The sequence below is a fragment of the Paenibacillus sp. FSL H8-0457 genome, from assembly GCF_038051935.1.
Classification (GTDB): domain Bacteria; phylum Bacillota; class Bacilli; order Paenibacillales; family Paenibacillaceae; genus Paenibacillus_AQ; species Paenibacillus_AQ lautus_A.
Genome location: NZ_CP150293.1, coordinates 2,270,247 through 2,289,863, shown reverse-complemented (window position 1 = coordinate 2,289,863; position 19,617 = coordinate 2,270,247). Strand labels below are relative to the sequence as shown.

At 44.8% G+C, this 19,617-nt stretch carries 16 protein-coding genes and 1 pseudogene; 8 read left to right on the top strand and 9 right to left on the bottom strand.

The annotated features are described in order from the left end of the window. Positions 1-81: 81 nt before the first annotated feature. Positions 82-717: a putative glycolipid-binding domain-containing protein gene (locus tag MHI43_RS09955; protein WP_036665887.1), complete on the top strand. Its 636-nt coding sequence runs from the start codon at positions 82-84 to the stop codon at positions 715-717. Here the strand turns inward: MHI43_RS09955 and MHI43_RS09950 are convergent. Then, positions 654-1,955: an NCS2 family permease gene (locus MHI43_RS09950; protein ID WP_009592553.1), complete on the bottom strand. Its 1,302-nt coding sequence runs from the start codon at positions 1,953-1,955 to the stop codon at positions 654-656. The genes MHI43_RS09955 and MHI43_RS09950 overlap by 64 nt on opposite strands. A gap of 184 nt (positions 1,956-2,139) precedes the next feature. On the opposite strand from MHI43_RS09950, the pseudogene MHI43_RS09945 reads away from it, so the two are divergent. Continuing rightward, positions 2,140-2,454, top strand: a pseudogene (locus tag MHI43_RS09945) (DUF159 family protein); the annotation flags it as partial. A gap of 55 nt (positions 2,455-2,509) precedes the next feature. Continuing rightward, a complete protein-coding gene (locus tag MHI43_RS09940; protein ID WP_341283254.1) occupies positions 2,510-3,241 on the top strand; it encodes an SOS response-associated peptidase in 732 nt (243 codons plus the stop codon). 66 nt (positions 3,242-3,307) lie between these two features. Here MHI43_RS09940 and MHI43_RS09935 read toward each other — a convergent pair whose 3' ends face one another. After that, positions 3,308-4,312, bottom strand: a complete 1,005-nt coding sequence (locus MHI43_RS09935) for a DGQHR domain-containing protein (RefSeq protein ID WP_036665890.1) — start codon at positions 4,310-4,312, stop codon at positions 3,308-3,310. A 136-nt stretch (positions 4,313-4,448) separates the two neighbouring features. Here MHI43_RS09935 and MHI43_RS09930 point away from each other — a divergent pair, with 136 nt between their 5' ends. Next, complete coding sequence (locus MHI43_RS09930; RefSeq protein ID WP_036665891.1) at positions 4,449-4,799, top strand: helix-turn-helix transcriptional regulator; 351 nt, start codon at positions 4,449-4,451, stop codon at positions 4,797-4,799. Positions 4,800-5,147: 348 nt separating this feature from the next. Here the strand turns inward: MHI43_RS09930 and MHI43_RS09925 are convergent, their stop codons facing one another. Together MHI43_RS09925 and MHI43_RS09920 are read right to left on the bottom strand one after the other, a co-directional pair. Next, the gene (locus MHI43_RS09925) at positions 5,148-6,266 is read right to left on the bottom strand and encodes an AAA family ATPase (protein ID WP_341283253.1); all 1,119 of its coding nucleotides are present in this window, start codon (positions 6,264-6,266) and stop codon (positions 5,148-5,150) included. An 87-nt stretch (positions 6,267-6,353) separates the two neighbouring features. Further along, positions 6,354-6,953, bottom strand: coding sequence for an AAA family ATPase (locus MHI43_RS09920; RefSeq protein WP_155989923.1), 600 nt, complete (start codon positions 6,951-6,953; stop codon positions 6,354-6,356). 691 nt (positions 6,954-7,644) lie between these two features. Here MHI43_RS09920 and thyX point away from each other — a divergent pair. The 3 genes from thyX to MHI43_RS09905 all read left to right on the top strand — a co-directional run bounded on the left by thyX (position 7,645) and on the right by MHI43_RS09905 (position 11,971). Continuing rightward, positions 7,645-8,370: an FAD-dependent thymidylate synthase gene (thyX, locus tag MHI43_RS09915; RefSeq protein ID WP_036665895.1), complete on the top strand. Its 726-nt coding sequence runs from the start codon at positions 7,645-7,647 to the stop codon at positions 8,368-8,370. A 213-nt stretch (positions 8,371-8,583) separates the two neighbouring features. Next, positions 8,584-10,269 (top strand): ABC transporter ATP-binding protein, encoded by a 1,686-nt coding sequence (locus MHI43_RS09910; RefSeq protein WP_051425423.1) that lies wholly within the window; start codon positions 8,584-8,586, stop codon positions 10,267-10,269. Then, a complete protein-coding gene (locus MHI43_RS09905; protein WP_036665896.1) occupies positions 10,262-11,971 on the top strand; it encodes an ABC transporter ATP-binding protein in 1,710 nt (569 codons plus the stop codon). Before MHI43_RS09910 ends, MHI43_RS09905 begins: the two co-directional genes overlap by 8 nt. 481 nt (positions 11,972-12,452) lie before the next feature. Here the strand turns inward: MHI43_RS09905 and MHI43_RS09900 are convergent, their stop codons facing one another. Genes MHI43_RS09900 through MHI43_RS09890 form a run of 3 tightly spaced genes read right to left on the bottom strand, consistent with a single transcriptional unit; the run spans position 12,453 to position 16,425 of the window. Continuing rightward, complete coding sequence (locus MHI43_RS09900; protein WP_036665897.1) at positions 12,453-12,944, bottom strand: hypothetical protein; 492 nt, start codon at positions 12,942-12,944, stop codon at positions 12,453-12,455. Then, positions 12,847-15,078, bottom strand: coding sequence for a site-specific integrase (locus MHI43_RS09895; RefSeq protein ID WP_036665898.1), 2,232 nt, complete (start codon positions 15,076-15,078; stop codon positions 12,847-12,849). The genes MHI43_RS09900 and MHI43_RS09895 overlap by 98 nt, the downstream gene beginning before the upstream one ends. A gap of 3 nt (positions 15,079-15,081) precedes the next feature. Further along, entirely contained in the window at positions 15,082-16,425 is a 1,344-nt protein-coding gene (locus MHI43_RS09890) for a site-specific integrase (RefSeq protein ID WP_036665900.1), read from the bottom strand. A 178-nt stretch (positions 16,426-16,603) separates the two neighbouring features. Between MHI43_RS09890 and MHI43_RS09885 the strand changes: the two genes are divergently transcribed. Beyond that, a complete protein-coding gene (locus MHI43_RS09885) occupies positions 16,604-16,951 on the top strand; it encodes an SOS response-associated peptidase family protein (RefSeq protein ID WP_235201902.1) in 348 nt (115 codons plus the stop codon). A 228-nt stretch (positions 16,952-17,179) separates the two neighbouring features. On the opposite strand, the gene MHI43_RS09880 is transcribed toward MHI43_RS09885, so the two are convergent. Beyond that, on the bottom strand, positions 17,180-17,467 hold the full coding sequence (locus MHI43_RS09880; protein ID WP_009592565.1) for a stage VI sporulation protein F: 288 nt from the start codon (positions 17,465-17,467) through the stop codon (positions 17,180-17,182). Between the two features lie 86 nt (positions 17,468-17,553). Then, the gene (gene recG, locus MHI43_RS09875; protein ID WP_009592585.1) at positions 17,554-19,605 is read right to left on the bottom strand and encodes an ATP-dependent DNA helicase RecG; all 2,052 of its coding nucleotides are present in this window, start codon (positions 19,603-19,605) and stop codon (positions 17,554-17,556) included. Between the last annotated feature and the right edge of the window lie 12 nt (positions 19,606-19,617).

Below are 19,617 nucleotides of genomic sequence, written 5' to 3'. Positions count from 1 at the left end.
CCCTGCCTGCTGCCCTCTCGGATCATCGGAGCCAGGGGATACGGCCAATTCGTTAATTATGGATCAAGGAGGGGATCACGTTTGAACAACAATATGCACGCTGAACAAGACCTGCAGTCCATCGGACCAAAAAACGCAAGCTCCGGCCAGTCCGGCCAGCTTCTGCAATCGCTGCTATGGAACCGGCACGATCTTCCTTCGCTGGAGCATGGCCGGCTCTATCGGCATGACGATGGATTTACGCTCACCGGAACGGTCGTAGCCAGCCTGGAAGGCCGGACTCTCCACTGTTCCTACGAGGTCGAAACCACAAGCAGCTGGGAGACCCGGAAGGTCCGGATTACGCTCTCAAGCGGCACGGAAGAACAGTCCCTTCACCTGGAACGGGATGATGAGGGCTGCTGGTGGAACGGCGATACCGAGCTCACGGCCTTGTCACAACGTACGCGGACGTATGAAGCCGGACTCGCTGAGCCCCGTCCATCCCCCCGCTGTCAGTGTTCCCCTTGCTGCGGCAGCATCAGCCGGGAAACCGTTATAATGTCGCCTGATCCGCAACAAGGGATCCACCCGCCATACGGTCGTCCGCCATGCCAAAAAATCCCCTGCCGGGTCTGCTCTAAAGACCTTGCAGGGGATTTCCGCGCTCCTTATCAATGCGGAACAAAGACGAGCTGCAGCACGAACAGCACGGCAAAAATATACATCAGCGGGTGAACCGCCTTCCACTTGCCCTTCACGATTTTCATGAGCGGGTATGAAATAAAACCGAGCGCAATCCCAGTTGCGATGCTGGACGTAAGCGGCATGGTCAAAATCACGAGAAACGCAGGGAACGCTTCATCAAAATCATTCCACCGGATGTGCTGAACGTTGCTCAGCATCAGACAGCCCACCACGATAAGCGAAGGTGCCGTGATGGCGGACAATCCGGCCACCGCCCCGATCAGCGGGCTAAAGAAGGCCGCAACCACGAACAGCCCGGCAACGACCACCGAGGTTAAGCCTGTGCGGCCGCCTGCGCCGACACCGGCTGCGGATTCGATATACGCCGTGGTCGGGCTTGTGCCGACCATGGAACCGGCCACGGTTGCCACCGAATCGGAGAACATGGCACGTTCCGCGCGGGGCAGCTTGTTATCCTTCATCAGCCCCGCCTGCTCTGCCACGCCAACGACCGTGCCCGTGGTATCGAACAGCGTGACAAGCAGGAACGAGAACACCACGGCATAGAGCCCGTGCCTGATTACATCCGAGGCGGCGGTAATCGGGTTCCATACCAGAATGCCTTCCGGCAGCGTGGGAACGGACATAATCCCGCCGGTAAAGGACAGCATATCGGCAAAATAAGCGATAATGCCGGTGAAAATCATGCCGATGAACAAGGCGCCCTTCACATCGCGGGACAATAGCACGAGCGTAACCGCCAAGCCCACCAAGGCGAGCACGACCGATGGTTGGTGCAGATCGCCGAGCGCTACCAGATTATCCGGATGCGCGGTGATAATGCCGCTCATCCGCAGGCCGATAAAAGCAATGAACAGGCCGATCCCGACCGTGATCGCATGCTTCAGGTTCGCCGGGATCATCTCAATCAACCTGCGCCGCAGGGAAGTCATCGATAACAGCAGAAACAGAATACCGGCGATAAAAACGGCGGAAAAGGCTTCAATATAACCAAGTCCGGCATGCCCTTGGACAACGGAATACGTAAAATAAGCATTCAGCCCCATCCCCGGCGCCACGGCAATCGGGTAACGGGCTACGAGCCCCATGAGCAGCGTACCGATGACGGCGGCAATAATCGTAGCCGTGAAGCTTTGTTCAAACGGCACGCCCGCTTGCGACAGTATCAGCGGATTCACCACGGTCACATAAGCCATCGTAAAAAATGTCGTGGTCCCGGCAACAACTTCGGTCTTGACCGAGGTGCCGTTAGCTTTTAAATCAAACACGAAAAATCCTCCATTCATGATGCTCGACCCGGCTGAGCGCCGGACCCTTTTGGTAAGTTGTGCAATATTTGATATACTCAAACACAAACGAGCCGTCATCCTTATATGGCCATTCCGTCGGGAATGCCAGCATAAGTCGATGTTCTGATCTAAAGCGGCTCGAATGAGAGGAGGCCTTGAAACGATGTGCGGACGTTTTACGCTCACCGTTACTTGGGAAGAGCTGATGACCAGGTATCTCATTGATCCCGAATCGGTCTCTCCCTTTCACGTTCCCAGGTACAACATCGCGCCTACGCAGATGGTCACGGCCATTATCCATGACGGGAGCACCAACCGGATCGGGCAGCTGCAATGGGGGCTTGTCCCTTCCTGGGCCAAAGATTCCTCGGGCGGAGCCAAAATGATCAATGCCCGCAGTGAAACGCTGGAAGACAAGCCTGCCTATAGGATGCCCTTTTATCGGAAAAGATGCCTGATTCCTGCAGACGGTTTTTTTTATTAAATGTCAACAAAATAGAATCCATATAGTAGATTATATAAAAGTTAATGAGATGTCTAACATTTTATATCTTAGAGTTATAAGCAAGAAGAGTTTGAATACTGGTAAAAATGGAGGTATAGACATGTGCGGTAGATATACTCTAACCCTCTCCCTTGAAGAGTTGTTTGTTCGATATGGTGTTAATCCTTCTAGCCCACTAGATCATCAACCACGTTACAATATCAGTCCATCTCAAATGGTCATGACAATTATAAATGATGGACAATCAAATCGGATTGGTAAACTTAGATGGGGGTTAATCCCTTCGTGGGCCAAGAACCATAAAAACAGCATTATTAATGTACGAGCAGAAACTATGCTCGAAAAATTTAAAGTTCCTACTCTAAGGAAAAGGTGTTTGGTTCCCGCCAATAGCTTTTTCGAATGGATGACTACGGTTGAAGGAAAGCAGCCGATGCGTATAATGTTAAAATCCGAACGCGTTTTTAGCTTTGCAGGTATCTACGATACCTGGACTACACCTGATGGACAAAAAACAAGTGGCTTAGCAATCGTTACAACCGAGCCAAATCCAATTGTAGCGGAAATCCATAATAGAATGCCCCTTATTTTAAAACCCGAGGATGAAGTAACATGGTTAAACAGAGACCTCCAAGATCCAGAGGTAATTTTATCGCTTGTAAAGCCTTATGATCCAAAAGAAATGAAAGCATATCCGGTATCGACAATTGTTGGTAATGTGAAAAATGATAGTCCAGATTGCATCAAGGAGCTTGTTTAATAGTGGATAGTTCACTATTGAGACAAACAATGCTCCCCAATTGTACGGGAAGCATTTTACGAATTATCACTGACCCTTTCCATTGTGTAAAGTAAGAGCTAATATGTCGCTCGCTAAAATCTTTGATCCACTGATTCCTTTCAAATATCTTAGAGGACCCTCAGCAGCCCATTCCAAACCCTTTAATTTCTTTACACATTTAGCTATAAAGTTATAGTCAATTTTTCCTTGTGGAGCTATAGATGCTGAAAAAATCTCCGCCCCTGCTATTGCCAGAGCATTCAGACATACTATGTGCGTTAATCGATATTCTTTGTAACTAAGCCACTCTGGATTAAATTGCTCTTTAATTGCATTAAAATACACCAGACAAAGTGTTAGTTTTTCTTCCCTACTCAAGCTTGAAATTTGCTCAGGTTTTGTCAGCAGTTCAAGTAACTTATACAAATTTTGAAGTGTTACATGACGACCTGATACCCGTTTACCTGTGAGAGTCCCGATGAAATGGAATGGACTATCACCTCGTGTTATAAGTTCTGTTGCAACCCAACTATTATCATCTGAATTTCTATGAAGATATTTACTTAATGACGATCCTATACCTTTGGCTTTAGTATTGATTGTATCGAATAATTGAATCTCTTCATCCTCGTCTAGATAATGAAATGCTAAAAAAGGTACATTGATCTCAGAGTTGGTATCTTGTGTATAGCGTTTTATACCACCTAATCGATGCTGACCATCCATCAAGGAAGCTTGTTCTTTACAAATCAAACGACCAAATGATGATCTAGATTTGTCATACGGGCTAAATTCCCATTTTGATTCTGCGTTTAATAAAATGGGTGTGAATAAAGCATTTTCGCCTTTTGACAGATATAAGGCAAAGTCATTACATCGTTTACTATCAACCGGCCGTTGGTAACCTTTCCCAGAAGGGTGATCATATGGCTTTACATAGGTTATTTGCAATGCTGATGTGGCCGAAACACTACCAAGATAGGCTACTTTCCCTCGCATTTTGTATTGTACTACATTTTCTATCACATGATGATGTGGCAATGATGTCATTAGGTGTTCTCCTTTGAATTTATAAGTCCAAGTACAATTTTAGGATATATAACACCTATTTTCAAATGGTATTATGTAGTTGAATATTCTTCATTCATTTCAGAAAACTGCCTACTCTTAAATAGAGGTGGCATAAATGTCAATTATCTATTCTCAAGTAGGCAAGAAAATTAGATTATTTCGTAAAGCAAGAAATTTAACACAGGAAGAACTCGGGGAGAAACTTCAAATTGACCAGTCGTATTTGGGGAGAATTGAACGGGGCGAGGTAAATATAACACTAGATACCTTAGCAAAAATATCAGAAGCTCTTAGCGTAAGTCCTTCTCAGCTTTTTGATGATGATACATTTTTTGATGAGGACGAATTTAAGGCGGAAAGCCTAGATAAAATTGAGAGCTTACTGATTCCTTTAACTAATGAAGAATTACAAGGAATACATCGAATACTTAAGGAAGTATTAGTCCTAAAAGGAACAACCCGATAATTTTCTTAATGTACTCAGTTCATTAATCTATTGGGCAATACCATGGACTCCTGTGCTTTTGATTAATTAAATGGGACCGCTCTTGTAATGGAGAGCGGTCCCTTAGTCTTAATTTATTTATATCCAAAAGTAAAAAAGCCCGATTGTACCACTCATCTTGAATTTTCACCGAATCCGCGGTTACCTCCTCAATATAACCCCCACCGATCAGCTCGTAATTAATGAACGCAAGTATCGACCTTTTGTCCATTAGGGCGGTATAAAGATGGATATCCGGTGTCAATTCCTTCATAAAACGGCCCATACCATTCCCCCCTGGAGTTAATGATCTGGAGGATAGGTGGTGTATTAATCGCCATCTTGAATCGTAGCCCCTACTTGCTGTAGAGGAAGTACAAAATTTAAAAGTTCATCTTCGTTTGTCCATGAAATGCAACCAAGCGTAAGCTCATCACGTTGGTTAATTAAACTTTGTAAAACCTCCTCTACTTTTTGAAAAAAAACCGGATCATTTTGGATCTGAACTAGCGCGTTATACGGCTTGCTGCCACTAACCTTTAGTTGACCAAAATAAGCAGCCTCAAAGTTTGGTAGAGAGGATAAATGTCTGACATTTTGAAATGGTGAGGCCTTAACTACAGCAAGAATCGAAGCATTATGTGCCCAAGCAGAATTTTTATGTCCATTTTCAAGAAAAGGAACATCAGTATCATGAAGCACAGAGTACCCATTGCCGAAATGATTAAGGATTTTGCAAAGGGAAACAATTGTTGCCTTGCTCCTCGCTCGTACGATATGTATATTACGATATTTCTCAAGATTCTTTGAGATGATGTACTTAAATGCAGTGTACTCCGTATCACCTTCTACGATTATTGTATGACCTCCAAAGAAAAACTCGGCAACATGTGGATCAAACATGTTTAAAAGCTTTAACCTCTCCCGATCATTATCATCAAGTTGGGCTTTGTCCGGACGAAACACAGTAGTCCCAAAAATCTCACCTTGCTCCGATCTCTCAACACGGACAATAGTCGTATTGTTGCGAGATAAATCAATAAATGCTGGTGAGTGGGTGGTAAGCATAACTTGCCAGTTTCCTTGCTTCGGCAAATCATAGAGCACTCTGCAAGCTTCTCTTACGGCGTTAGGATGAAGACACAGTTCTGGCTCGTCCAAAAGAAGAACATGGGGCCGACCACTATCTGTCTTTTTCCCTGTTCCATTCTGTACAATCAGACGCAATGCAGACCAAAGTAATGTTCTTCTGGCTCCACTACCTTGTTTGTCGATGGCACCCTGATACCCTTGGTCTGGTCCCATAAGTAATTTGGATGAACTTTTGAAAAGTGAGATATCATTTTCGATATCATCTTCGGCTCTTGGATCAAACTTAACTACATATCCTGGAAAAATCTCAGCAATCGCAGAAGATAAATCGCTCTCAATTGTTTGAATTTCGGTCATAGAATCAGCGAGGATTTTTTTCCTCAACTCAGAGATTTGTGCAAGTAGCCTTGCATAGTCCGATAATTGGTTATCCGCATCTGGTAATTATTGGAAATTTTTGATTCGTTCTTTAATAATTGCGTTAAGCAAATCAAGGATCTGCTTTTCGAGTTCTTGAGGATGAGCGAATGCCTCAACCATGTGTGGTTGCGGCCGTTTAGATCGAGCTACACCTGGTGCGCCCCAGGGAACTTGTTCATCCCAAGCTTGTTTTTGAACATCATATCCTTGCCTCTTTGGTTCGGCATTAGCCGAGTGCCACGTCCATAGTTCTCTAACAATAGCTTGCCCCTCAATTTTCTCAACCCATCTCAAAGCTGGAGTCGAATCGCCGTTAACTATTGTATGAAGCTCAATTTGAGGGAGATCAGTCGTATTTACTCTCCCATTAGGAAAATCTGATTCCGTTAGCAGGCATTTCTTTGAACCGTGATTCATAACAAGTTCATAAGCTTTCAATATAGAGCTCTTCCCAGCATTATTGGGGCCGACCAAAACCACAATATCATCTAAATCGATCGACACTGGCTTCGGGCCAATACAACGAAAATTACGGACGATCATTCTCCGCAATTTTGGGCGGCTTTGTTCGAACCAAGCTGACAAATCTTCTCCAACTTCTGTTGGTGTTTTTTTTCTAGCCATAATATCCCCCTAATATCATACATTTTTTATCATTTTTCTCCAAAAATCTTACTTACAGAGATATTCGCTATTTAATTAAAATAATCCTGCCCCATTTTAAGACTGGAAAATTATATTGAAGCTAGAATGTCGTTGAGGGAGCGTGTAAAAGAGGTCAATAAAGACAAGAAGGCAGGCCAATGTGATCGGCTGTTCTTTCGTTAAGCTAACGTAACGACCTTAATCCAGGAAACGTGTTAGTCCATAACAATACGGATGTAATTTTTATTGATTGGGAAGAAGCTAGGTATGGCTCTTTATTTCTAGACATTCCTCTTCGCTGAGGTACCTCGGAACAAATTGAGGAATATAGGGAGTTACTGGCTGCTAATACTATGGAGTTTTCAGATAATCATTTCAATCAAATGTATGCAATCGCCTCTCGCTACCTAGGACTTAGATATATGAGTTGGAACTTAGGAGCTTGGACTAATAATTCACACGCCAAAGATGACATAAAGATACTTGGACATGTTGGTGGGAACTTCGCTAAACTTACGGGAAACGATAGCTCATTAAAACAAGAAGGCAGCAGATCAACGTGATCGGCTGCTTTTGTTCAACTAAAGGGCAGATTACTTCAATGTAGCCTTTGCAGGAATTAGCAGTACATAAGGAGAAAGTGGTAACAGTAAAAAGGGGGATGAAAATAATGTCATTTGTTAAAGTTCTCGATGAAGGTTATGTACGGCTAGTTGATCACATGGGCTCCGATCTAACTGTTGTTAATGCAGCACGAGTCTCATATGCCAAGGAGTCATCACAACTAAGTGAGCGAGATATTAAACTCATTAAGTTTCTTGCTGGCGAAGGCCATACCTCACCATTTCGGCATGCTATAGCTCAATTTGAGGTATACGCACCATTAATGGTCGCTAGGCAGTGGTGGAAGTATGTAGTGGGTTCAGCTCATTACGAAGGCACCGGCGATAGTTTAGATGCTTGGAACGAATCTAGTCGTCGATACATAACCGAAGAACCAGTTTTTTATACACCAAAAGCGGATGAGTGGAGATCTAGACCCGAGAACTCCAAACAGGGCAGTGGAGACATAATCTCCTGGGAACTTGGTGAGAAACATACACAAGAATTATTGTCATACATCGAGCTAGGGATGGAAAAATATGAACGAGCATTGGCAGATGGAATTTGCGCTGAACAAGCGCGATTGTTCTTACCCTCTTATGGAATGTATGTCCGTTGGTATTGGACCGCATCCGTTCAATCGGTTGCTCATTTCTTGGCGCAGCGATTAGAACGTGATGCTCAAAAAGAAATTCAGGACTACGCAAAGGCTGTATTAGAACTAATAAAATCTATTTACCCAACATCTCTTGAACAATTAGTTTCTAAAGAAACAACGAAGTCATTAAACTAAAGGGAAACAATAGATAAATTTCATTAAGACTGCCGCGGGCAGAACTAACGAGCAGGATAAATTAATCAATCTCCCCAGAATCCGAAAAGTATAATGTTCCAACACAACAATTACGAACAATAATTCAGTTAAAAAAGGGGGCTGCAAGTCATTAGTAGGAAATCGTCTATTCAACCCTATCTATGGGTCATTCGCTTTCTGAAGCCTTACCGGTTGCAGGTTGTAGGTTATATCCTCATCAGCCTCTTTATTATCGGAGTGGAGTTGCTCATACCGAAGTTTATTCAATATTTTGTAGATCACTTGCTTCCCGACGGTGCCCTGGATGTATTTCTGCTTGCGCTTGGCAGTTTGGCCGGACTGGTTGTATTGGTGATAGCCTTTACTCTGTTCCGCAACAGGTTGCAGCGTTTCATTCAGGAAAAGGCTGCACGTGATATGCAGTTTGCTTTATTTGCGCATTTGCGAAAACTAGGCTTCTCGTATTATGAGAAAAACCCGGTTGGGCAAACGCTGTCTTTGTTTAACTCAGAGGTAAAAGCTGTCCAAGAGATTTATTATCGCTACTTTCCTGGAATGGTAATAACAGGAGTAACATTTCTGGTCTGCTCGGCAATGATGCTGTCAATTCATATCGGCCTAAGTCTCGTTGTAATTCCCTGCTTCCTGTCATACTATTTGATCGGTCCCTATTTTGAGAAACAGGCTGCACGACTCGGTCATGAAACGCAGGTGAAACGAACGGCTTTTCAGAAGAAGATTTATGATACGGTGTCCGGGTTGCTGGAGCTCAGAGCCTATCAAGGGGAAGATTGGGATACAGCTCAAGTTATGTCCAAGCAACATGAATTGCATGATAAAACCAACCTGCTTCATTTCATGAGCTATGCAAGAGGTCTTGTTCGCCGAGTGTCCGTTCAATTCGGAGCCGTGGCCGTATTCGCATATGGTGCGTATTTGTTAAGCCGAGACGCTGTAACGACAGGCGCTTTAGTCGCCTTCATGTTCTATTACTTCCGTATGATTCAGGATATCACTTTCCTTGTGACGATGACTTCCGAACAAAAAGTGTTGATGAATCAGGTCGATAGACTTTTCGGCTTTATGAAGCAACAACCGGATATTCGGGAAAGTGAATCTGCGAGTTCTCTACTGACGGTGCAAGGAGAAATTGTTTTTCGTAATGTCGCTTTCCGTTATGATACCCAATCCGAATTGATCAAGGGCTTCTCTTTACATATTCGACCAGGGGAGAAGGTCGCTTTTGTCGGTACCAGCGGCAACGGTAAGTCGACTTTGCTCAAGCTGATAGGCCGCTTCTACGATCCGACGCAAGGGGAAATTTGTCTAGATGGCATTCCTCTTCCGAAGTTATCGCTAAAGCAGATTCGCGGGACAATGGGATTTGTGTTCCAGGAAACCTATCTGTTTGGCAGCACTATTCGTGAAAATATAAGATTCGGTGCGCCAGATGCAACGGATGAGCAGGTTGAAGATGCAGCCAAGGCGGCTTATGCCCATGACTTCATTCAACAGTTTCCGCAAGGCTATGATACGTTCGTTGGGGAGCGCGGCGTGAGGCTGTCGGGTGGACAGAGACAGCGCATCGCAATAGCCCGAATGTTTATCAAAAATCCAAGAATTGTGTTGCTCGATGAAGCAACAGCGGCTCTGGACAATGTCAGCGAATGGGAAGTACAGCAAGCCTTGAATCGTTTGTTTGAAGGAAGGACAATCATTGCGATAGCCCACCGGTTATCTACGGTGAAGGGTTTCGATACAATTATTGTCGTGGATCAAGGCATCATTGCCGAGAAGGGTAATTATGAGCAATTGATGCAACAGCAAGGCGTTTTCCGCCGATTGGCGGCGGGAGAGGAGCGTGCGGTTGGTGAATAATTGGGCATGGATCTGGACATATGCAAGGCAGGTCAAGGGCCTACTTGCGCTTACGATACTGCTGTTAGTGTTGGAGATAATAGCCAATATCGGCGTTGTGGGCATCCAGAAATTTATTATCGACGATTTATTTGTAAACCGTAAGTTCGACTTGTTAGTCCCTTTGATGGCCGGGCTTGCCGGTCTAGCAGTCACTTACAATGTGCTTCATTTATATGCCGCGCTTGTGAGAAACAAAGCAACGTTCAGACTGCAAAAACTACTGCTTGCCGATATGTTGCGCTATATGCATCGCATTCCGGTAGGACTTTTCCGGGAGGAACGCACCGGCAAATATGTCACCCATCTGACTGATGATGTCAATCAATCTGCGAATCTGGTAGGCGGTACAATCCCAAACGGTATGATGGAAATAAGCGGAGCGATCATTCTTTCCATTATTATCGGAATGGCAAGTCCGGTATTGCTTCTGGCAGTGATACTAACCAGTATCGTTTATATTTTGATGGGCAAGCATTACGCACCACGGATGAAAAAAGCGGCAAAGGACAGCGCCACTAGTCAGACGGAAGTTATTGTTACTATTGAGGAAGGAATTGCTTCCTCCCGTGAGGTCATTGCCTTTCATCGTGAGGAATGGGAAGGTCGGCGTTTCAGGGAGAAGCTTACTGTTCATTTTACCAATTTAATGAAGCAGGTTGACATTTCCAATCGGCAGTCGATGTTTTCTATGCTCATGCTGTGGGGTATTCGATTGCTCGTATTGGGCTACGGAGGCGTGCTGGTTATTCAGGGAAGTATGTCCATCGGTTGGCTGGTCGTCGTGTTTCAGTTCTCTACTCAACTGCTGCAAGCCTATGAGAAGGTATACAACTTCTTTATGGGGGTGGCAGGGAGTATGGCGTCTGTGGAGCGCGTTCGCGAAGTGATGGGAGGAGAAATAATCACGAATGGCGCACTCCAGATTAAAGAGCCACTTCGCAGCCTTGCCTTTCAAAATGTCTCCTTTCAATATACATCAGATAGACAGCCGGTCATTCGCGGGCTCGACATTGATATACCGTTAGGTAAAAAGGTAGCTTTTGTTGGGGCGAGTGGCGGTGGGAAGTCGACTATTGCGCAACTGCTTGTCCGATTCTACGATCCGTATCAAGGACAGATTGCGGTTAACGGCGAACCGTTGACGCAAATTCTACGGGATGACTGGATGAAGCGGATTGATATTGTTTTTCAAGATGCTTATCTATTTCCCGATACGATTCAATATAATTTGACATTGGGACGCCACATTCATGAGGATAAATTGAAGGATATCTGCAGAAGCATGAGAATTCACGAGTTTATTGAGTCTCTTCAACACGGTTATGATACAAAGGTGGGAGAGCGGGGTATCCAACTGTCAGGTGGACAGAGGCAGCGTATTGCCCTCGCACGTGCATTATTGGCGGACAGTGAAATTCTCATTCTGGACGAAGCTACTTCGGCGCTGGACTTGGAGACCGAACGACTTGTACTGCAGCAACTCGATATTCTTCGTCAGGGTAAAACAACGATTTTTATAGCACATAGGTTGTCGACAGTTATGAATGCGGACATTATCTATGTTTTGGATGGTGGCCGTGTGGAAGAACAGGGCACACATGAGCACCTTCTAGAGAGGGGGAAGATTTACTCTCAACTGGCACTGGCTGAACTCAGATAGATGTTTTCTTCTCTTATGACGTCGAAACCACGCACCTTATTTTAACGCGATATTGAGATTTCCTACGTTTATGTCATTCAAAAAGTTGACCGCCCGGTAAAAATATCCACCATAGAGTGGCTTTCCCTCGGAGGCGTGATGTTGAGGCATATAAATCAACGGTGGGATGAGCCTTTGGAAATCTTACTTACTAAGAGCCTATGATTACATTAGTAGATATCGATTACGCTAACGGGAAACGTTAGTTGAAAAATAGCATGGAGCAGTTTGCCGGTTGGCAGCTGCTCCTTTTCTTTAAGCTAACGGTTGGTACAGCCAACCTACGTTCAGGACTCTCACCTTAGAGTTATCCCCATGCCGGGCACACTAGAAAAAAAAGTTCCTGTAGCTTACAGGAACTTTTCGTGCCAACTAATTTTATTTTTTTTACTCAGTATGAGACGCGAACAATTAACATAACGATAAACTGAAAAGGTACTTCTTAGATGTTGGTTTTCGGAAATAACTCAAATTGTTTTATTAGCCATTCGCTCTGTGTTTTAGCAATAAACTGCTCGGCGTGGATTAGGCGATCGATTAGTTGAGCCTTCGTCATTTTTTTATATCTAGTGTGTACAGCTTTCAGATCTCTATCTAATTTTAATTTTGAGAACTCTATCTTAGATAAATCTAACTGCGTTTCTCTTTTCCTTCGTACGTTCTTGAATTTTTTATATGTTTCACTGTATTCTTTGTAGTATTCATAAAGTTTTGTATTTGTACGAATCGCATTTTGATGAATCCCTTTTCCATCCGGGTCGATAGCTTTTGACTTACTAGCTATATTAGAATAAGTAACGTCCGCAAATTCTGATACGAGAAGATCTATTGACTTTTTACCCAGGTTGAATGTTCTCGTTGCCCGTTTTTCCCTTGCGCTTTGTAACCAAGGGCGTTGCTGGTGCGTTAGATCCGAACTGTATTTCGGGCTCATATAGCTCATCCTCCCTGAACTTCTCAATTAGTCCAATTTCATATAGTTCCTTCTCAGCATTCCGCATTGCAATTTTCATTTTGTTAGCTTCGAGGGGTTGTTGCTGATCTTCCCATAACTTAACACTTTGTTCTGCCCATCTTTTATATACCATCAAATCCTGCTTCTTTTCAGGATCAGGAATCTTTGCACCACAACCTACACAAGCCATCTTTACAGGGCAAATAGCATCGATTGAACAACTTCCACCCAATGCTTGCGTGTAAACCCCAACTTTTTCTTTAGCTTCATTTAGGGCTTCAACAAGCTCTTCAGGACCACGTAATACTGATGAGTTAATGTCAAGATGGCTGGCCATCAGCTCTTGAAAATCATGTGTTGTGACCGCCACTTGGGAATCAACTGGCTCAGCATAGTAATCCGTAATTTTGAGGTCTTTTTGATGTAATATGGACGCAATGATATCCAACGGGATTTTTTGTACTTGTTGTAAATGGTTTGCAAAAGCATGACGAAGCAAGTGTGGTTTTAGATTTACCGGATTACCAGCTTGATCTTGAAAGACCATTCCATGGGTTAAGAACCGCATACATGCAGTTACATCTTGCCGGTTAAGCCCTTTATAGTTGTACTGAAAGAGGTAGGGGGATTCATGATCTAAAAGCTGTCCTGTTATTCCATTGAATTTGATTTTTGGTATTTCTCCATTCGGATAATGCCTGGCAAGCATATTTTTCACTTCAATTATCACTTTCACAGATTCCTTTGATAAGTAGAAATTTTCTGGTTCCGTCCGCCCCTTGGGAATGACTCTAAAAAGATACCGGGTGATGCGTCGATCTCCATCAATAATGTTTTTTACAATAAAGCAATCCTTAGTGTTTTGAATTTGTAAAACTTCACTAACTCTAGCTCCTGTGGTTGTGATAATGTCAAGAACTGCTAAGCCGAAAGTCGCTGCAGAAAAAATGGGCTCCATTCTAAAGATTAAACCTTTTAATGATCTCTGCATTTTTGCAATGAAAGTCCCTTGGGTTAGTACACCTTTTGCCTCTGTTGTGAATGGCCGAGGGATGGATTTGTTTTTTTGCTCATCGCCATATCCCCATTTTAATAGATACTCTTTTCTGGCTCTACGACCTTCAGTATCTTTATTAGTTGTCCATCCACCAATCAATCCCAGTCTTAGTAAATCCTCAAACCATAATCCAGTTGGCTTTATCGATGACAAAGTCTCAGCATTATTAATTACCTCGCACTTAACAAATTCAAGAAAATAATCACTGGGTTGAACCCTATTTCTGTATCTTCGTATGGTGGCAGGATCAAACTTATCTTTATTTGCCAGCATAAACGATTTTTTGTCCCAAATCCGATATGTAAACCGCTCCGCATATGATGCCTTTTCATTAACATTCTCTAGATAATTGAATTCAAAGGGAGGTGAAAGTTGATTATCCTTCATAAAAGCTAAAGCTTTCTCATATTGTTTTCGAAGTCGGTTAATTAGGTTCCATCGCATGTGCGCCTCAGCCCTTAGTTCTGGATAATATGGCACTATTGCATCAGTCTCTGACTTCCTACCAGCTTCAGCTGCTGCATGCGCATCTCTCCAGACCTTAATTTCACGAGGCAGGTAAGAGAACTTCGGCAAAAGGTATTGTTTTAATTTCTCTGCCTTATCTGCAGAACATTTGGCACGTACCCACTCATGAGAGACTCTAACAGAAGAATTATAATAATTAACGAATTTTGCTCTCTTGGCATTCGTATGATCCTCAAACACCTTTAAAGTAAGGTATTGATATATGTGTTCATCGGGAATAAACTGATCCACGTTTTCAAGTCTAAAATGAATAAAGAAGTCATTGAATCTAGGGGTAAGTTCCCGAATAGTCCCCAAAATAGTATTTGGATCGTATTGATACAAGGCCCTTGTCAAAAGTAAGAGTGCCATGTGATTAGTCCATGGCTTATCTAAACAATTTCTTGCAAAATAAGCCAAACCTTTATGGTGTACATATTCCCAAGCTATGTTTCCATGGTCATCGGTGATATTTAGGATATCTTCAGCAATCTTATTCTTGATTACATCAAACCATGAATGCCACGAATCATTAACGTAACTAATCAATTTTCACTCCAACCCTTCAAAAAAGTTAAGAATTTCACTATCTTCAATAACTATCTTCTGTAAGTGTTCTATATTGTAGTTACGAATGAGGTTGTTTGCGTCCTTCTTATAGTATTTTTCTTCTTCTTCCTTCATATTTTTATGTACTTTATCTATAAGCTCTAATTGTTTCTTTTCATCAAAAAAATGTTCATATACTGCTAAAGTTTCCTTGCTCCGCCATCTCATATATCTAACAAACTCTCTAATCCTAATAGTTCTCTCACTATCATTTACTGAGGTCTCATAGATAGTTCTCATGACATTAGTTACATACCAATGTCTTGTTTTGTGAGGATTTATTTTTAAAGAGCTGTTTTGAATAACTTTCTTCCAGTGAGCATACCAGGCATGATAGTTATAAGGAGTTCCTCTGTTACTAATGAATAAAGGAGCGTCGTCGGGCAACTTATCATGCGGCAACCCCAATGTATCGTGTTTTATCCTTTCAGTTTTCAAGTATTTCATTAACAAAATATATGTATCATTACTGAACAATAAAAATTTCGTTCTTCTGCCGTTACTCCCCTTACTAAACGTCGCAATTTCTCTAATAGATCGACGTGCACGTAAATCACCAATTGTAACTTCAATAACTTCACTTACTCGAGCACCGGTTTCGAATAACATACGAATAATTACCTGATCCCTAAGCGCCAACTTAGCTTTCATTACAGCATCGTATACCTGTGATGGCAAGGACGCATCATCTAAAATCACAGGGAGCCACTCATTCTGATATATTTTGAAATATGAGTCGGATTGTCCACGATAAGTGCTTCTAAATGGTGTTTCAGTACCGGCTGCCGAAGGCATTCTAGGACGACCACTCCGAAATCCATTCATAATATGAGTCTTTTCGGAGAGATGGTCAACTAGCGGATTTTCATGTGAATAGTTATTGAGACGAATCATCGATTTATAGAACGATTTAAGCGCTGCTAAAAACCTATTGATTGTGTCAGGGCTGTTTTTTGTTTGCCTTACTAATTCAAACGTATTCCAGTGGCGTACCTTACAATACATCTCGACTCTTAAATAATCCTTTATTGCAACTCTTATAGCCTCCGGTGGCATATCCCATGTAACCCTGGAACCTCGGTAGCTACTGTTCAAATCCATCCAATAAAAAAATGGTAATAGAATATTGAGATAATTAATTATAGAGGAGTCTGCAATCCTGCCTTTTTCGTCGTGAAAATACTCTGTTAGCGGAATAAATGGGGATCCTTTATAATCAAGCACCAATAAACTATACTTACTATCGATGTTTGGAGGACAACGAAAAAAGCGATATCTACCTAACATTTCATCCCACCCTTCAAAACTAACCTATACTAATCTATCGACATAAAGCGATAGAATGTTATACAGTTCATCTAAATCCCCCTTTTTATTTACCTTAGCACCTATTCAACTAAATTAATCTTACACTTTCTACGAATGGCAGAAAAGCGGCAATGGCAAGCAGCCCTTTCGCATTGGATTGAAGAACGGCGAAATATTCAGCATGGCCGGCCTGTACGACACCTGGATCACCCCAGGGGGCGAGAAGCTGAGCACCTGTACCGTCATTACGACCGAGCCCAACAGGCTCATGGAGCCGATCCATAACCGGATGCCGGTCATTCTAAGACCCGCTGACGAAGCGCTATGGCTTGAACGGCAGCCGTCCTCCCATACCCATGGGAACCACCCTTCCCACCTGCAATCGCTCAAAGAGCTGTTGAGACCCTATCCTGCGGAAGAAATGCAGGCAGTGCCGGTAAGCACAACCGTAAACTCCGTCAAGAACGACACGGAAGATTGCATCCGCTCCATTACGGGCAGCTAGATATTCCGAAAAAGTTGGGATTTCTCTTCAACTGTCGCGCTTTTTCACAGCATACCGGCTTCGCCGCTGCCGGTTAGACCACAATAGCGAGGGACTCCTCTAAACGGGAATCCGCCTAAGATCGCCTCATCCCTGTTCAAGCCATGTCAAAAGCCCCTGCTCATTAGGAGAAAACACTCCCGAGAGGGGCTTCTTCTATGCTTGTCATTCCTTGATGTCATCCAGTTGTTAACGAAACATTCCCCACAGCTTGATCAAATGGAAGGTGTTGTTCGGATCGATGCGCTGTGCAAGCACGAATTGAACCATTTGCTGCTCCTGTGCGGAGCTCAGCTTTTCATTCAAGATGCCGCTGGCCGTCCGGATCAATTGATGTACTTTTGCGCTATTTTGAAGATCCGCTTTGGTCAAGCCCTGAGTCAGTCCCTTGATTCTTTCCTTGATGGCCGGGTTTTTCATTTTCAGCTTGATACGCTCCACCAGCTGCGGACTAATGCCATACTGCTGATAACCCAATGTTGAAGCACCTCCAGTCATAAATGCTGCTACCCTTTTTGAGTATATGACGAAGGTCTGTCCATTGTGCCAACCAATTCATGCCATTAATCCATGATATCGCCCTGGAAGATCTTCTCCTGCTGCAAAAAGTCGCGCAGCGGCTCATATTCCGGCGACGTCCAGAAGGAGCTGTCGCTAACGAGAGCGGCCGCGTCGCCCCGGGCCTCTTCGACTACCTTGAAATCGGCGACCATGTCGGCCAGCCGGAACTCCGGCAGCCCGCTCTGCTTCGTACCGAAAAAGTCGCCCGGTCCCCGAAGCTCCAGATCCCGCCGGGATACCTCGAAGCCGTCTTCGGTTTCCGTCATGACCTGCATCCGCTCCTGACCCACTTCCGACTTCGGATCAGCCACCAGGACACAATAGGAAGCATGCTGTCCACGGCCTACTCGGCCCCGAAGCTGGTGCAGCTGGGACAGGCCGAAGCGATCGGCGTCCATAATGATCATCAGGGTTGCGTTCGGCACGTCAACGCCAACCTCAACAACCGTCGTGGAGATCAGCAGCTGAACCTCATTGCTGTAGAATTGGCGCATGACCTCATCCTTCTCGGCCGGCGTCATGCGGCCGTGCAGAAGTCCGACGGAATATGCGGGGAACGCCTGCTGCATCTGAACATGCAGGTCAATCGCATTCTGGACGTCCAGCTTGTCCGATTCCTCAATCAACGGGGCGATCAGATATGCCTGGCGTCCCTGATTTACTTCCCGGGAAATAAATCCGAGCACGCGGTCCATCAGTTCATGTTTGACCCAATAGGTCGTAATGGGAATGCGCCCTTTCGGACGCTCCGACAGCGTGGACACGTCCATGTCGCCGAAGGCGGTAATGGCCAGCGTCCGCGGGATCGGCGTCGCCGTCATCGTGAGCACGTCCGGGTTATACCCTTTACGCCTTAGAACGCTTCGCTGATTCACGCCAAAGCGGTGCTGCTCGTCCGTCACGACGAGCCCCAGTTCCCGGAAGTAGACGTCATCCTGGATAAGGGCATGGGTGCCCACAACGATGTCCGTCAGTCCCATCTGCAAGGAAGCCAGCAGGTCCTTCCGCTTCTTCCCCGTTACGCTGCCTGTCAGCAATCCGACCGTAATGCCGAAGGGTTCAAACAGCTTCTGCAGGGAACGCATATGCTGTTCGGCAAGAATCTCCGTCGGCACCATCAATGCGCCTTGGAAGCCCGAGCGGACCGTCGTAAACAACGCGATGGCGGCAACAATCGTTTTACCCGAGCCGACATCCCCTTGCAGCAAACGGTTCATGCAGTAAGGGGATCGCATATCATGCAAAATCTCCAGCTCCACCTTCTTCTGCGCATCGGTAAGCTCAAACGGGAAGCTGCGCACGAACTCCCGGATGGTTGCATTGTCGGCCGTATGTACCACCCCGTCCATCCGTCCCCGGTTCAGTGCCCGGAATGCCTGCATTTTTAACTGGAACAGGAAGAGCTCCTCGTACACCATGCGGCGCCGCCCTTCCTGACCCTCCCTGGAGTCGACAGGCTGATGGATCGTCATAATCGCCGCTTTACGGGGCATCAGATCATATTTTCGGAGCAGGGATTGCGGCAAAATCTCGGGAATCATCTCCCCGTATTGCTCCAATGCCTGTCCCATCGTTTTTCGGATCCAGGATTGCGTAATCTTTCCGCCGATGGAATACACCGGCTGCAGCGTTCCGCTGCGGAAGGCTCCTTTATCCGGGAATTCGGATTCAGACACCGTAAGCTGCATTCTGCGCTGGTCCCACTTGCCCGTCAGCACGATCTCCCGCCCAGCCGTAAGCTGGTCCTTCAGAAAATGCCGGTTAAACCAAGTCGCGGTGAACATCCAGTTTTCGGCCAGCATTTTGCAGGTTAATCGGGATTTGCGCCCGTAACGCTGCAGAACCGGCACGCTCGCAATCTTGGCTTGAATGGTGATTTTGTCCCCGTCCTTGACTTCGCTTAAGGACCGAAGCCGGTAATCCTCGTACCGGAAAGGGTAATACTCCAAAAGATCCTTGACCGTAGAGACGCCAAAGGCGTGAAGCTCCCCCTCTTTCAGGGCGCTCACGCCGTTGATCTGTCTGACGGATATTTGATCGAGTTTGAGACTCATATCATCTACCTC